We start from the raw sequence: 15,610 nt of genomic DNA on the forward strand, positions 1-15,610 counted from the left end.
GAGGGTTAGACTCCGCCTAATTGGACTCTTTTAGGCGGAGTTGCTCTCAACGATGAACGAATTCATTAAAGTTCATGTCCGTTAAATTAACTTGACCAATTACTGTTTTAGGCGGAGTTTTTATGGGAAGCCAGTCTGTGCCACCGATAAAACAAGCAAGACCAGACAACGAGCGTCAGTACCTAACCTTGGATGAGATGGAGCGATTGATAGCGGTTGCCAAGAAAATAGGGCGTTATCCACACCGAGATTCTACGCTTCTACTCATAATGTACCGTCACGGGCTGCGGGTTGGGGAAGCGGTCAATCTCCAGTGGAGCCACGTAAACTTCAGCTCCAAACATTTATATGTGCAGCGTTTAAAGAAAGGTTCTCCATCCAACCAACCACTCTACGGAGATGAAGTGCGATTGCTCCGGCAGTTGCAGAGAGAATATCCAGATTCGCCCTGGCTGTTCATTTCAGAAAGGAAAGCTCCACTAACAACAAGAACTGTGCGAGATATCGTGTCCAGGGCAGCAGAGGAGGCAGGGTTGGGCTATTCAGTTCACCCGCATATGATTCGCCACAGCACAGGTTTCTATTTGGCATCAAGGGGATACGATACCCGAAAGATTCAGGATTATCTAGGACATCGACAGATACAGCACACCGTCAGATATACCAAGCTAGCACCAGGGCAGTTTGAGGGGCTGTGGGAATGAGTGAATTTTACCGCTGGTAACACGGTTACTAGTGATAGTGATTGAAGTATCTGCAATAGCCCTTTCTTAGGCTGGTGACAAGGATTTCTTCTACAATTTAATTAAAATTATATTAGGAATATATACGAGTGAGATTTGGGGAACTTTTGCAGTATCTAGGGAATTCTGTTGTGTACTACCCTAGGGTAGCTAAAGCTACTGGTGGCGTGACGGCTTCCATTTTTTTTTGCCAGATTATTCATCGGCAGTCTCAATTAAACAATCCCCATGAGTGGACAAGAGTAAATTTTGATGAAATTGAAGATGAAACTGGTCTGAGTCGTGTTGAACAGGAACTAGCTCGGAGCCAACTTGTAGGACGAGGTATTCTAAAAGAAAGAGCATTTCGTGGTAATGATGACATAATGGAATTCTTGCCGGATATTAATGCTTTTGAAAAGAGATTGAATGAGTTTGGGCAGGAAGGTTCTATTAGTTCTAGTTTTAATCCCAAAAAAACAATTGTTTTACACCAGCCTGATCCCTCAAAAGCTGACTCTAAAAATAGTTCAAACACTCTATATTCAAAAGCTACAACGGAGACTGTAATACAATCCCCTTTAGAGGTGGTTAAAAGCTCACATTCTCAAGCTGAAACTATCAAAGTTGATAAATTTTTTCCAGTGCCGCGTCAGCAAATTGCTGTGAAAGTCACACCTAATTATCAATTTAACGGTCCCTGGGAATCTCCTGAGCAATTCAAGGAGTTCCAAAAAGCTTTATTAGAATATTTCAAGAATCAGGGAGTTCATAACCCGTCTGGATGGGTATTTAAAATTGTAGATGGAATAACAAAAGGTGTAGTATCGCCATTTTGGGATGAATTTGCCGCTGGCATTCCATTCGGAGAAAGTCAGAAAATAAAACGGGACTGGGAAATTGAACCAGGGGTGCCATATCCAGCTTTTGAGGAGGAGCGTATTCAGTATTACATCCATAAAGGAGAGCCGCTAGAAGTGGCGGTAGCTAAAGCACGTTCTGAACTTAGAGATCCAGTTGTAGGAAAAGATTTATGGGATGGTTTTTTGAGGAAGTGCGATCGCATTGCAGATGAGGCAATAAAAGCGAAAAAACTAGGAGTAGCAACACCATACTTACCACCGTCTTTTACGGATAAACCTCAAATCACAAAGCAGAGCGTAATAAATAAGCTGGCGATAGTTTCTTCTCAATTTTCGCTAGCATCATCCAGTTCCGAAAACCTTGCTAATCTAAGTTTAGACCAAGAAAAAACTGAAAGAAAAATATCCAATCCAGGATGTAATATTCCCACTCTTGATTCTTTACAAAAAGCTTATGAAAACCTTATGAGTAGAACTTTGGTTGAAAAGCAAATTGCTGAACATCCAGAATGGGGATACGGAATCGTTGATGGTCAAGTGATAGATTTGATTCCATTTTAGTGGTAGTAAATATGAAACGAATTGATGAAATTGATGCGTTTTTTTCAGGGCGTCCTCCTCTTTCAGAGAAGGAAAGAGCAAACCTAAATCGGGCAAGAGTTCAGCAACACAAAGAAGATGGATATCAACATCTGACTGAACTTTGTCGTTTAGGTGAGTATGAAGCAGCAAGACAACTTGCAAATCGAAATCGTAGCTGGGGTTATGAAATAGTTGGCGAAGAAGTGATAGATATGAACAAGTAATCAAGCTCTCCTTAAGTAAGGAGTTCGAGTAGCAGTAATTAGTGTGCAGTTGGCTCAGCGAGAGTTGAACAAAAAAGCAACTTCAGTCAAACCATTCCAGCAGCTCCCAAAAGTCTAAGTGGCGGTTTTCTATCCAAAAACCGGATAAATCTGCTAGTTTCAGGTTCTCGAGAGAGTATTCATGCAGAGACCTAGTTTTAAGTTCACGAAGATAAACTTCCCAGTTTTCCTCAAACCAGGGAACTCGTTTAAGCTTTTCAGCCCTAATTTGTTCAGCCTCTTGGATTGCTGCCAGAGTTCCCGTTAACGGAGGAAGATTTAAAAGCCTAGAGAAGTTTCTTGCTTCATCTATATTCATTGTTCATTTACCCTTACTTAAACAATTTTAAACTCTAGCTGATGACTTTCTTAAAAGTTATGGGTGAAATGATCGACTACGTTTGTATTGCTGAATTCAAAATTTACAAAACAAAAAAATATAGTAAAAATATAGTTCAGCGTGCTAAGTTCAGGTTTTCAACTTGATTGGGAACCCCATCTGCTCAGAAATTGGCTTGTACTTGCTTGCTCTTGCTGCATATCGAGCATAGGCATCAGACAACGCTTCTACCGGAGTTTCCCAAGTACCTTTACTGGAGAATGCCTCAGGTTCTTCCTCTGGAGTATCACGCTTGCAAACAACTGCTGCCCAATATGTAGAGGTATTGCCACAACCTCGTCTACCAACAGTCCAGTCTAGCCCTTGCTCTTCAACAAAGGAAATTAATTGTTCTAGTTTCTTGGGGGGCAGTCTTTTTTTGATAGAGGTCAAACTCTTTTTTGATGAAAGTTGCTAATGCGTTCGTTCCGCTCAGTAGGCTAATTGTCGAATTTGGATAATTCTATTTCACGTTTTGGTAAAATATTTTATTCCTGCCGTTTAAAAGCCCTTATCGTAAAAAAACTTAAAGTTTTTGATATTTAAGGGCAACAATGAGTTGAAAACAATAAATAATTTGTTATCTGACGCCTGCTAATATTAGCTACGACAAATAAATTTTTATCCACTATTTCTTAATCAGTATATTTCTTCTCAGTTTCTAAACTTAAACAAGTTTGCAGGCTTCTTGGATGCGGCAGGCACAAAATAAGCAGATGCCGAATAAGGTGCGATCTCGTGGAGTCTGCAAACCCTGATTGAATAGAAGCTGGATTTCTTCTAAAGATAAAACCTTCGCTTTCCCGTGTCGATCTATCTTCATTAAGGCTACCCATCAATGCCCAATGATTTACCATGATTTTTGGTAGCTTGTCTAGCTCAACTCTTAAACCCCAAGACCCAATTGGAACTTGCAGTGTCAAAAAAAAGGGAGAACGCTGTGACGCGAGAAGGTGAGTAGTGGCTAGCTCTCCAGATAGGTACTGCACGTATTATTGCAAACTGGGCATTTATATCTTCTTATTGTTGTCGTTGAGTTTGGCAGTTTAGTGACTCGTATTAACTTTCCTTTATTGTCATAGCAGCCTGTACAGAAGGGACCATCATCATACACATAGTAAAGCCCATCTCTAACCATTGGTTTAAAGTTTGGACTTTTGAGTTTGTCATTTTCTTTTTTGAGGGTACTTACTTCCTCTTTCAAATTATGGTTTTCTTGAAGTTGTTCTGCTAAACTTATTTGAGTCTCGGCAAGTTTTACGCTTAGCTCACCGATGATTCTCATAAGTTCGCCACGTTTTTGAGTGTCTTTGACTTCTTCCGCATACTGAGCTAATACTTTTAACCCGTCTATAGCAGCCTTACCAGCAGTAATTGCTTTTAACCCATCTACCATGTGTTTTCTTAAATAAAGAACGCAAAGGAATATTGAAATTATTACTCATAGATAAGGTATTTAATTTTTTGCAGCGGTTCAGAAGTCTTGCTCAACCAACCCAGAACGGTCGATTGGAGTTAACAGAGGACTTTCCTGCAAGTTGGAATAACAGAATAAGCCAACGTAAACCGAGCCAGAGCGGGAAGAAGTGATCAATGCGATTGAAGATATATGTAGCGAAAAGACCCAATTGTGAAAGATAGGGGTAAAGGGCGATCGATCTCTGGCTGAGTCCCAATTGGGACTTGAGGGGTGTAATAAAAAACTACCCCGTTGAAAGATAGGGTAGTCAGATACATCGAACCTACATACTGCATTCAGTTTTCAGTTTGTATATCCAAATTTTTATAAATTTGTCTTGTGATTGATTTATTAATCCTCTGAAGAGACATAGATTAAAAGACGGAGTGTGGGACATGGTACGCCCCAGCTTGAGGCGCGTTGTATCAACTCCAGAAATTTGTCTTATAAACGGTGGATTGCAAAACACCTATGGCTGAAAATCTTTATTGCTTTTTGCGGGAGAACTTGGTGAAATACAGCGAATTTTTCGAGAAACTTACAAAAAATTCCCCATATCCTTGGCAGCAATCCTTTAGCCAGTGGAACGGAAAAAAGGTTGCTGTTGTGTCTGCACCGACCGGAGCAGGTAAAGAGTCTGGTGCGGTAGTACCCTGGCTATACGGACATGATTGCAAGCAGGATGTCCCCAGTCGATTAATTTATTGTTTACCTACACGCGCACTGGTCGATCAAGTTCATTCCAATATTAAAAAGTTGTTAGATGCTAGTGGTTTAGATATATCAGTGCATTGTTTAAAGGGCGGATTAATTGAACACGGGTATGAAGATTGTATTGTTAACAAGGCAGTAATTGTAGGTACTCAGGATCAGTTGCTAACTCGTGCCCTTAACCGAGGGTACTCAGTTCCTTGGAGCCAAAGACCTAAACACGCGGCAGCATTAAATAATGATTGTCGATGGATCTTAGATGAAACTCAATTGATGGGAGTAGGATATCCGACAGCAGTTCAATTACATCAACTAAGGCGGCAATTAGGTACTTATGGAAAATCTGAATTAGCAGTAATGTCTGCAACGATGGATTTAAACCCGTTAATTGAATTTGGCTGTGATTACGAAGAATACGGGTTATCCAATGATGACTACAATAATAAGTACCTAGAAGCAAAACTAAAAAACCCTAAGTCTTTATCCCGAATTGTAGTGCAGAATGAACAAGACATTGCAGCACTAGCTATTGCTAACCATCAATCAGGAACGCTCACCCTAATCGTATTAAACACAGTAAAAAAAGCTAGGCAGGTTGGAGACGAGTTAAAGAATTCTGGCATCCCATTGTTGATATTACATAGCCGCTTTTTGGGATGGAAGCGCTCAGAGCTGCAACAACTTCTTTACTCCTTTGAAGGCATTGTAGTTGCTACCCAAGTCGTAGAAGCTGGTGTTGATATTGACTCGCGCATTCTCATCACTGAACCGTGCCCCTGGTCATCCTTCAAACAGCGAGTAGGAAGGTGCGGCAGAACAAATATGGCTCAGGAGTCTAAAGTTTTTTGGTTATCAAAAGGAAAACTTGATGAAGAAAGCGACAAATCATTCCTGCCTTATAAAAAAGCTGATTGTTTATGGACAGTAGAGCAACTGTTGAAGTTAGATGATGTTGGACTAATTTCTTTAGATGGAATAAAAGCTCCATCTAAAGCTGTTGAGGCTGAATTGATTGAAGAGTGTGAAATCAACCAGTTCTTTACCCGCAACGATTCAAGTTTCTTGGCATCAGATTGCGTCCGAGATACAACTAGCTTGAATTGTAGAGTTTTTTGGTCAGCCCAACCTCCCAAACACATTCCGCATCAAGACTCGTTGTGTCCAGTTCCCATTTACGATCTGGAAAAGTTGATTAAAGCCATCTCCAACCAACCTTACGTTTGGGATGATGGCTGGAAACTTCTTCATAAGTTAAATCCAGGTGATGTGGTGTGCTTGCCTTATGAATCTGGAGGTTATGACGATAACTTAGGATGGACAGGCAATGCAAGTGATCGCCCTACACCTTATGAATTAAAGTTTGTCAAATTCTATGACGACGATCCGCCATTTCCACATTGGCTGGCGTTAGATGTTCACTGTGGCGATGCAGCACAATTTCTAGAGTCTTATCGTCCGATTCTCTCTAAGTTTATGAACGAGTCTGAGATAAACCTGCTAGTTGACTGTGCTAGATGGCACGACTGGGGAAAAGCGCATGAAATTTGGCAGCAATATGCCAATGGTTCAAAATTCAATAATTTAGTTGCCAAGTCCACTCACTACAACAGCCCTAAAATAATGAATGGCTATCGCCATGAGTTAGCCAGCGCGATCGCTGCCGCACAGCATGGAGCAGATTTTCTTGCTCAATATATAATTGCAACCCATCACGGCAAAGTGCGCGAGTCTTTAGTTGAGGCAGATGGAAAGCTAAATTTTGAAGCTCCAAGAGGTGTTGTTTTAGGCTCCAAACTGCCGGCCTGCAAATTGGGCGGAGAACATAAGCCGGAAACCACTCTGAGTTTTTACCCAAAACAATGGCGACACAACGTCCGCGAGCTTCTCAAGAAATTTGGTGCTTTTAAGCTTTGGTACTTGGAAACCCTGATCCGGAATGCTGACGTGGAAGCATCGATGCTCCGGCAGAAGGAAGCGAGAAATCGTTAAAGAAATATAAAGGTGTTGTCTTTTATTAGACTAGCTGCTACAGTTAGTACAACTGTTTCATTAGGACAAGTATGCAAGCCCCAGCTTTTTCAAGAGTTGGGTGTGTAGAAATTCCTGGGTGTAATTCAAGCTCAATGCTTGGATGGCTCAAAGGCTTGGGATTAATGGCTGTAACAGGTAAACGGGGATTCTGGCAATCAGGCCGTTTTTACCTAGAAGCGAATTCTATTAACGAAATAGTAGAAACCTTTCTGCTCAACTATTGCCCTAAGCCTATTGCCGCTCCTTGGAATAAAGCCTCTGGGTTTCTAAAGACTGGAGGTGTTAATACATACCTCGAAGCTAAAGCGGAGCGATGGAGTAATGTCGCTACAACATTCAAACGCATCCAAGACAGATTAGAACAGGAGGACTTAACAAAATCTAGTAGTGAACTAAAGCTTTTACTTTACCCAGTCTTAAGGAGAAACGTTCGCGAACGTTCGTTTCAAAATTGGTTGGCATCAGCACTGCTTATTCGTGAAGTCAAGGGGAAGCCAAAAGCTGAAATTAATCCATTACTAGGTACAGGTGGAAACGTTTCAACTGTCGATCTAGGTGCAACCTATCTAAGTTGTTGTGAAACCGTTTGGGATTTACAAACTGGAGATATAACCCAAACTGCCAGAACTTTTGTAGAAGCAGCAATTGCTAACGTACCTTTAAAAGATTCATTGGTTAAAAGCGGTATTCTCTGCCATCTTTCGCCCATTGCGGATTTTCTGGGAGAATTGCACAATACCTCTGAAGTTGAAGATTATCCTGGAAATGGCACTAGTTCTCAGTTAGCTAATCCAGTGGACTTTATCCTAGCAATTGAAGGACTATTAAATTTTTCAGGCAATCTGTCGGAATTAAAGGATGGGGAGTTCCAGGGCTGGAGTATTGCAGTCTATCCACTACTTCTAGAAGTTAATTCTGGCAGTGCAGATACGAGCGATCGCAGTCAGTTGTCAAAGTATGAAGTCTGGTTGCCTATCTGGAACGAGCCGATGGGTGTTGAAAGTTTCAGAGAAGATATTTTATCTGATTTGAGATTTAGATTGGCAGAGCAAGTCAATGACACGATTGATTTCTTGCAACTACTTGCAAATTGTAGTGAAGACTTAAAATTCAATCGCTATGCTCGGTTTGGATTCTGGAGGCGCAAAGGGCAAGGAAATTACGCTATTCACATTGGATTAGCCGAACCAGGAAGTTCAGATATTGGCTCAGAGTTGAGGCAGTGGAGAAAATTTATCAAACCGCATCCACAGCAATCTAATCAACTATATAACTTGCTGATGGCGCTAGAGCAATCTCTAACAGCTCTAGCGAAAGGGACAGCTTCTATTCAAGAGTTACTCATTCTTTTAGGAAGAGTTGAACTTACTCTTAGTGACCAAAACACACCGTATCATCCACCTCAACCCCGGCTTTCAGAGGAATGGGCAAAGCAAGCTTATGCTGAAAAACCTTCTCCAGAGTTTAGATTAGCCGCAGCACTGGCTAGTGCTGACCTAAGGCGGCATATATCTAAAGCTCGGTATTCCCCGACTAAAAATGTTTGGTTTTGGTCAAAACAGACGCATCCTGTGCGGGGGCAATCTTTAACAGTATTAGCGGATGACTTAATGCGGCAGTGGGACGAGGACGATTACCATCCATCGGAACGGTCTCACCTCAACGCATCCTTAACTGACATTCAACAATTTATTGAGGGAGCACTAGATGAGACTCGCATTTTGGAATTAGCGTTCGGATTGAGTTTATGCCAGATTCCAAATAATTTATGGAAGTCTCAATCTGCATCTATTCCAGCCGCTTACAAAGTAGCAGCCAGATTGTTATGGGATAAAAAGCTTAACCTAAATCGAGCTGCTATAAATGGGTTGCGTCGAGGCTCTACTATACCCCTGCAATCCCAAGCTAGAAAACAGCAGATTAATCTGGCAATTCCTCCAACCACCAGTAATGGGCAGTGTATAGCAACTGCTCTAATCTTTCCTGTAAAAATTTGAGGTCGTTATGTCTTTTATCAAAGTCGATGCATCGTTTGAAAGCCTTCTTTATACTGTCAAACCCCCTTCTTTCTTAGATGTTGGTATTTCTCAAGCCTATTTACCTTGGGGAAACCGACATGATGTACTGCTCAATTCCCCTCAAGCAACAGCTAACCAATTTGAGGCTTTAATTTGGGATAGTGCTAAAAACAGCCTGATTTCAGAACTTGAGGGGTTACCTTACGTTGAGATTATCAATTCATTAACTGGAAAGTTTGCCGCCAGCACTCTCACGCTTCCGCATCGAATTGGCACAGCTTATTTGGCTCGGCATAAAGATGCCAAGTTAGGAGATAAGCGTTTTCGGGATGTACTCAAAGAGAACGTAAAGACTGAAGGGATCTATCCTGCTGTGTTCTCGCTCGATCCTATGTCAATCGTATTGGGATGTTTTCTTAGCCATATTCAAGGCTCTATGCGAATCCCGCGTGTATTAAGCGGTCAATTCATTGCCCAAAATGCAATCGCAATGCCTACAGGTGGTGCCAGTATCGATCCAATCTCAGCCGCAGGTGATTCTGTTAATCTAGGGCATTTTGTAAAAGAAAAAAAAGTAGGCGGGAAAGTTAAGGTTGAAAAAATTACTAAGGCATCAAGTATTGGCTTAGGCAATGTTCCCTATGTTAGAGAATCATTCACGGCTGAGGAGTATTCTGGAAAGTTTGTGATTGATAATCGATTGGTAGAGCAATCTAACCTAAAGAATTGTGAAAAACAGTTGGTATTTGCATTGTCTAAATATCTCCTTGCTAAATTTCTGAATTCTCCAATCATGTTGCGCTCAGAGTGCTATCTAGAGTTGTCTAATGCTAAATACAACACAGTTGATGGAACATTTCCATCGTCAGATGAAGCACTTAAAGAAGTCCAGGTGCTAATAAAAGAATGTGGGTGCAAAGGGAAAACAACCGTTAAGATTCCTATTGAGTTAGTTGAATCAAACGAAGACGAAGAGGAGGCACCAGAATGATCATTAAAATTCTCCTACTCCTCAATCAGTATCACGGTAATGCTTGGCACCATGCACACTGTGAAGGTTTAATAGATTGGCCTCCAGCTCCCATGAGGATTCTAAGAGCTATTGTTGCAGGTTCCTACAATACCAAATTTTCAACTAGCCAGCAGGTAATACTCAAGCAGATATTGTGGAAAATGTCTCAAGTATTGCCTACTTACTACCTTCCGCCTACCGCTTACCTGCAATGGCGTTCGCCTAGACCGCAAGTTCAGAAGGATGTCAGCATCGCGCCTGGAAAAATTTTGTACAGTGCTTGCTTGCTAGTCCCAGAAAATGATTCAGCTATCTATTGCAACTATGATATTGACTGCTCTGATGAAGAGTTAAAAACTTTGCAGCAGGCTCTGAATGGGATTACCTATCTTGGTCGTAGGGAGTCACCAGCAGTATGGGAACTTGTTGAAGAGATGCCAACAGCGAATGCCTATCCTGATTCAAGCGGATTGAGGGTTGTCGCTAGTCTAAACTCTTCTTTAACCGAAGATGAGCTATGGGACTCTCTCAATTTATCAGCTGCGGATGTATTCCAACACCGTAAACAGGCTGTATTTCCTGGTGTAGAACAGACGACCTATAAACTTGAACCGAGTCAGTTCCGTTCTGAAAGCGATCGCCTACGAACACTCCCTAGACAGGTACTGCTTTCAGTTCAAGGTACTAATAAGGTTAGTGTATCCCAATCCATTGCTCTGTGCGAGGCATTGCATCGGAGACTAGCAAAATCTTATCCAGAACCTATCTTTACAGGTATGGATACGGGGGTGAAAATCGGTTCTCATGACCATGCATTTATTACTCCTGTAACCGAACGGACTGGGCGATGGATTGAGTACATTAGGCTCTATGCACTCCAAGGTTTTAGCCCATCGGCAATTAATGCAATCGCTAACATTGATAAAGTAAGAATAGATCAGTGGGTAAGTTTAGCTCTTGTTGATTTCTCTCACTCATCAGAGCAACATTCTTATTGGGAATCTATCACCCCAATGTTTCTTTCTCGCTATCCTGTGACGCGGGATGGTAGACCTAGAATGATTCCTGGCACTTCTTATCAAAAGGATTGTGCAGAGCATCAAGCACTCAAATATCTAAAATTTCTACCTCATCTTGAATTGAATGGTGAACTTTCTTTCGAGGAGTTTCCCAAAGGTCTAGGAATGAGAATTGATGGAGAACTAATTGCCGTGTGCAAATGTGAAGTGTGGGTAGATGCTGCTAGGATGCTCAACGGGAAGCATGGCAAACTAGCCCTAGAAAAGGGATTCAGAATCTGGATAGAATTTACACGTCCAGTTTCTGCTCCAATCTCACTTGGGTATCGCTGTCATTATGGGTTCGGCTCTCTGATTTCAGTGCGCGGATGGGTAGGTGTAGAGGGGCTAATTCCCCAGAAAGCCTATGTATCTAGAAGTGTAGGCTAATTCTGCAATCAACGTGCCGCGCAATTCCCCAAAGCCTTGATATTCAAGCCATTTACTGTTCGTGCATATCCATCGTTTTTGGATAGAGGATTGCTGAAGTGATTTCAGCAAATGATTCGCGTAACTCGAACCTGGAAAAGTGAATATGCAAGGCTTTCAAGATGCGAAGGTTAGAATTCCCTCGTTTCGAGGGACTAAATTGAAACAACGGATTGTCGGCAGAGCAGGCGCAAGGAACATTTTTAGTTAGAATTCCCTCGAAACGAGGGACTAAATTGAAACAACAACTTTGGGTTCACCTACGACCCTCGCTGCAAGTTAGAATTCCCTCGAAACGAGGGACTAAATTGAAACTCCCAAATAGTCAAAGTGAGGCATTGGGATTCAAGTTAGAATTCCCTCGAAACGAGGGACTAAATTGAAACAGAACGTAAGTGCTAGATACTGCTAGTGGCTATAACGTTAGAATTCCCTCGAAACGAGGGACTAAATTGAAACAGAACGTAAGTGCTAGATACTGCTAGTGGCTATAACGTTAGAATTCCCTCGAAACGAGGGACTAAATTGAAACTCGCCTCGGAGAATGAGAGCGCGAGGCTTTGCGTTAGAATTCCCTCGAAACGAGGGACTAAATTGAAACAACCCGAAGATGCCTTGGTGGTTTGTGGGAATTAGTTAGAATTCCCTCGAAACGAGGGACTAAATTGAAACCACTATATCTACAAACGAATTGCAGTTTCTGCTGATGGTTAGAATTCCCTCGAAACGAGGGACTAAATTGAAACTGGGCTGCTCAATACTTCGACCAGGTGGATAAAGTTAGAATTCCCTCGAAACGAGGGACTAAATTGAAATGCTTCTCCGATTTTGCTTTTGATGCCACCTACCAAGTTAGAATTCCCTCGAAACGAGGGACTAAATTGAAATCGGAGTCACGATCACCCCGATAACGGCGGCGGGGTTAGAATTCCCTCGAACAAGGGACTAAATTGAAACAACGATCCATACGGCGAATATTTTGGCACAGGATAGTTAGAATTCCCTCAAAATGAGGGACTCAATTGAAATAGCATTCCAGGGCCAGAACAAATCTTGCAGTTCGCGTTAAAATTCTCTCAAAACGAGGGACTCAATTGAAATAAGCTAGACCGCTGGAAGAAAAAAGAATTTTACAGTTAAAATTCCCTCGGTACGAGGGACTAATTTGAAATTCTGATGCTAATTGCTTCGCAAATTTAGGTAAGGTTAGAATTCCCTCGAAACCAGGGACTAGTTTGAAATAGCTGATATGAGCCTGATATATTATTGCCTTAAAAGGTTAAAATTCCCTCGAAAAGAGGGACTAAGTTGAAACTGGTAGTACCGATAGACCCGGAAAAGGTCATCAAGTAAAAATCCCCTCAAACGAGGGACTGAATTGAAACGTGTCAGCTTTTCCACGTTGCTGAGAAGGGATTGTGGTTAGAATTCCCTCGTTTTAAGGGACTAAATTGAAATCAGGAGTACATTGACGTGATCGAGGAGCAACTTAGAGTTAGAATTCCCTCGTTTGAGGGACTAAATTGAAATCACGACGCGCTGGACGGATGGTTTGTGTGCAAGGTAGTTAGAATTCCCTCGAACGAGGGACTAAATTGAAATGCTGATATGACAATTCGCAATGCGCCGAAGTTTGAGGTTAGAATTCCCTCGAACGAGGGACTAAATTGAAATCAGTAACCTTTGTGCTTAGCTAGCCCATAACCAGGTTAGAAGTCCCTCGAACGAGGGACTAAATTGAAATCGGGGGAAGGTTGCTTCATCCTTAGCTAGTAAACATTAAAATTCCCTCGAAACGAGGGACTAAATTGAAATAAGACAGGACGCGACTGGCTAATTCCCGTGATTGTTAGAATTCTCTCGAAACGAGGGACTAATTTGAAACGTGCGCGAAGACTTGGACATGACCACAGACCCCAGGTTAGAATTCCCTCGTTTGAGAGACTAAATTGAAACAATGAGCGGTAAAGCATCCGTCAAGCAGCGGTAAAGTTAGAATTCCCTCGAAACGAGGGACTAAATTGAAATACATCACCCGTCAAATTTCCGGTAATATTTCCAGTGTTAGAATTCCCTCGAAACGAGGGACTAAATTGAAATGTGGTAAACACTATCGAGTTGCAGATGGCAGCACAGATTAGAATTCCCTCGAAACGAGGGACTAAATTGAAACCAGGACAGCATGGAAGGTACGGATGGCATTGAAGAGTTAGAATTCCCTCGAAACGAGGGACTAAATTGAAACTTAAGTTAGGTAATTGGTAATGGCAAGCCTAAAAGTTAGAATTCCCTCGAAACGAGGGACTAAATTGAAATCAGTACGACGACATCACCTTAGAAACCCCTTACGTTAGAAATCCCTCGAAAGGAGGGACTAAATTGAAATTTGGGAGTTCGGGCACTAGCGAAAGATGCGATCGCTTGTTAGAATTCCCTCGAAAGGAGGGACTAAATTGAAATCAGCCCGCTTCCCGTGCCGCTAGATTATGGTGCTTTGCGTTAGAATTCCCTCGAAACGAGGGACTAAACTGAAATTCAAAAGGATGAACACCTTGGCTAGCGTGAGTGGGCATTAAAAATTTCTCGAAAGGAGGGACTAAATTGAAATACGTCTGGGTTAGCGATGTGCGATGCTTCCTCCCAGTTAAAATTCTCTCGAAACGAGGGACTAAATTGAACCCACCAGAATGACACTAAGTTTGGCAGTTTGGCTGGCTAAATTGAAACATTACCAGCTAACAGATTATTACTGCTGCTAAAGGTGTTGAAATTCCCTGTTCTGAGGAACTAAGAACGAATGATACAATTCCTGTATTCCCACAACATATAAGGGACTGTATTAAAACTAATACAAGACTACACCAAGCAACTGTACGAAAATGCTCTTCCCTCCTAGGAGGGACTAGATAAGAATTAAGCCGAGATAGTTGGATAGAACGGCACTTGAGGCATTTGCACGAGCTGTTGATGCGCCAAGATAGGGTAGAACGTGCAGTCTATGTGTTATGAAGCTGTGACCCTCACTGGATAAGGGCGTGCCCCTTCGTGACAAAAAATTCCGCCTAGATTAATTGTCTCTACTAGAGCCTTCGATTGGAGTTGAGAGAGGATGTTCCTCCAAGTCGTCATGCATACATTTCTCAACTGGTGATCGCACTGCTGTCCGCTCCGTTTCTACATCGTCATACGTACATTTCCCGATTGGCGATCGCACTCTTGGCAGCGGTTCAGGAGTCCTGCTCGATCAACCCAGATCGGTCGATTTGAGTAGAGAGAGAACTTTCCTGCAAGTCGGAATATCGGACTTTCCCGACCTGCCCCACGATTGGGGAGAGCATTGATAGGGTGGCGGCAGCTCCCAAGATTTGTTCGTCCCTGACTTCCAGGTACGCTGACAGTTGGGATAAGTCCCGGTGTCCTGAGTAAGCGGCGATGACGCGCAATGGAATTCCGGCGTTGCTCATCTGAGTGAGAGCCGTGCGTCGAAAAGAGTGGGTTGAGGCTCCTTCGATCCCCACCCGGTGAGCCGCTTTTCTCAATATCCGGGCGGCAGAGTCTGGGTTGATGTGTCCAACATTGAACCGACCAGGAAATAAATACACATCTCCTGCAACTGGTTGATAGGTTGCGAGGATGGAGCGTAGGTCTTCAATGATCGGGATGGTACGAGTGTCCAACTGCCCTTTTGTGTTGGCTTTTCTAATTAACAGGTAGGGACGCACCCGACGCTTAGTGTCGTAAACGTCTTGGGTTAAAAGGGTGCAACCTTCATTGATTCTGCAAGCACTAAACAGGGCGACGGCAAACAGAGCGCGATCGCGTTCTGTCTGAAATCCTTCGCTGAATAGCAATTGAATTTCAGTTTGGGAAAGAATCTTCGCTTGCCCGTGTCGATCTATTTTCATCGAGGCTACCCATCAATGCCCAATGATTTACCACGATTTGGGGGTAGCTTGTCTAGGGCAACCCCTGAAGTCCCAATGAAGTCCCAATTGGGACTTCAATAAAAAAAATGGAGAGAGCTGTGACGTGAGAAGAGGGTTAGTCGTAGCGAGTCATTTGCAATCCATAGATTCAGGTGTT

The 15,610-nt window shown here is 42.5% G+C and carries 11 protein-coding genes, 1 pseudogene and 1 CRISPR repeat array; of the genes and pseudogenes, 7 read left to right on the forward strand and 5 right to left on the reverse strand.

Annotated features, from left to right (window positions below):
• Positions 1–122: 122 nt before the first annotated feature.
• The 3 genes from NDI44_RS27340 (at position 123) to NDI44_RS27350 (ending at position 2,391) form a co-directional block, all read left to right on the forward strand.
• Positions 123–704 (forward strand): tyrosine-type recombinase/integrase, encoded by a 582-nt coding sequence (locus tag NDI44_RS27340; RefSeq protein WP_190416269.1) that lies wholly within the window; start codon positions 123–125, stop codon positions 702–704.
• A 128-nt stretch (positions 705–832) separates the two neighbouring features.
• Complete coding sequence (locus NDI44_RS27345) at positions 833–2,146, forward strand: hypothetical protein (RefSeq protein ID WP_190416270.1); 1,314 nt, start codon at positions 833–835, stop codon at positions 2,144–2,146.
• An 11-nt stretch (positions 2,147–2,157) separates the two neighbouring features.
• Positions 2,158–2,391: a hypothetical protein gene (locus NDI44_RS27350; RefSeq protein WP_190416271.1), complete on the forward strand. Its 234-nt coding sequence runs from the start codon at positions 2,158–2,160 to the stop codon at positions 2,389–2,391.
• 82 nt (positions 2,392–2,473) lie between these two features.
• Here NDI44_RS27350 and NDI44_RS27355 read toward each other — a convergent pair whose 3' ends face one another.
• From NDI44_RS27355 to NDI44_RS27370, 4 genes and pseudogenes are all read right to left on the reverse strand, one after another.
• On the reverse strand, positions 2,474–2,749 hold the full coding sequence (locus tag NDI44_RS27355) for a hypothetical protein (RefSeq protein WP_190416272.1): 276 nt from the start codon (positions 2,747–2,749) through the stop codon (positions 2,474–2,476).
• Positions 2,750–2,899: 150 nt separating this feature from the next.
• Positions 2,900–3,202: a hypothetical protein gene (locus NDI44_RS27360; protein ID WP_190416273.1), complete on the reverse strand. Its 303-nt coding sequence runs from the start codon at positions 3,200–3,202 to the stop codon at positions 2,900–2,902.
• A 280-nt stretch (positions 3,203–3,482) separates the two neighbouring features.
• Positions 3,483–3,632 (reverse strand): annotated as a pseudogene (locus NDI44_RS27365) (site-specific integrase); the annotation flags it as partial.
• 141 nt (positions 3,633–3,773) lie between these two features.
• Entirely contained in the window at positions 3,774–4,205 is a 432-nt protein-coding gene (locus tag NDI44_RS27370; RefSeq protein ID WP_190416274.1) for a hypothetical protein, read from the reverse strand.
• A gap of 534 nt (positions 4,206–4,739) precedes the next feature.
• Between NDI44_RS27370 and cas3 the strand changes: the two genes are divergently transcribed.
• The 4 genes from cas3 to csb2 all read left to right on the forward strand — a co-directional run bounded on the left by cas3 (position 4,740) and on the right by csb2 (position 11,488).
• The gene (gene cas3, locus NDI44_RS27375; RefSeq protein ID WP_199305075.1) at positions 4,740–6,968 is read left to right on the forward strand and encodes a CRISPR-associated helicase Cas3'; all 2,229 of its coding nucleotides are present in this window, start codon (positions 4,740–4,742) and stop codon (positions 6,966–6,968) included.
• A 71-nt stretch (positions 6,969–7,039) separates the two neighbouring features.
• Positions 7,040–9,007, forward strand: a complete 1,968-nt coding sequence (csx17, locus tag NDI44_RS27380; protein WP_277877722.1) for a type I-U CRISPR-associated protein Csx17 — start codon at positions 7,040–7,042, stop codon at positions 9,005–9,007.
• A gap of 7 nt (positions 9,008–9,014) precedes the next feature.
• Complete coding sequence (gene cas7u, locus NDI44_RS27385; protein WP_190416276.1) at positions 9,015–10,019, forward strand: type I-U CRISPR-associated RAMP protein Csb1/Cas7u; 1,005 nt, start codon at positions 9,015–9,017, stop codon at positions 10,017–10,019.
• Entirely contained in the window at positions 10,016–11,488 is a 1,473-nt protein-coding gene (gene csb2 / locus NDI44_RS27390; protein ID WP_190416277.1) for a type I-U CRISPR-associated protein Csb2, read from the forward strand. The genes cas7u and csb2 overlap by 4 nt, the downstream gene beginning before the upstream one ends.
• Before the next feature lie 169 nt (positions 11,489–11,657).
• Positions 11,658–14,206: a CRISPR direct-repeat array (repeat unit 20 nt; unit sequence AACGAGGGACTAAATTGAAA).
• 548 nt (positions 14,207–14,754) lie between these two features.
• Here csb2 and NDI44_RS27395 read toward each other — a convergent pair.
• A complete protein-coding gene (locus tag NDI44_RS27395; RefSeq protein WP_190416278.1) occupies positions 14,755–15,432 on the reverse strand; it encodes a tyrosine-type recombinase/integrase in 678 nt (225 codons plus the stop codon).
• Positions 15,433–15,610: the final 178 nt, after the last annotated feature.

This window comes from Trichocoleus sp. DQ-A3 (assembly GCF_039961975.1).
Lineage (GTDB): Bacteria > Cyanobacteriota > Cyanobacteriia > Cyanobacteriales > FACHB-T130 > FACHB-T130.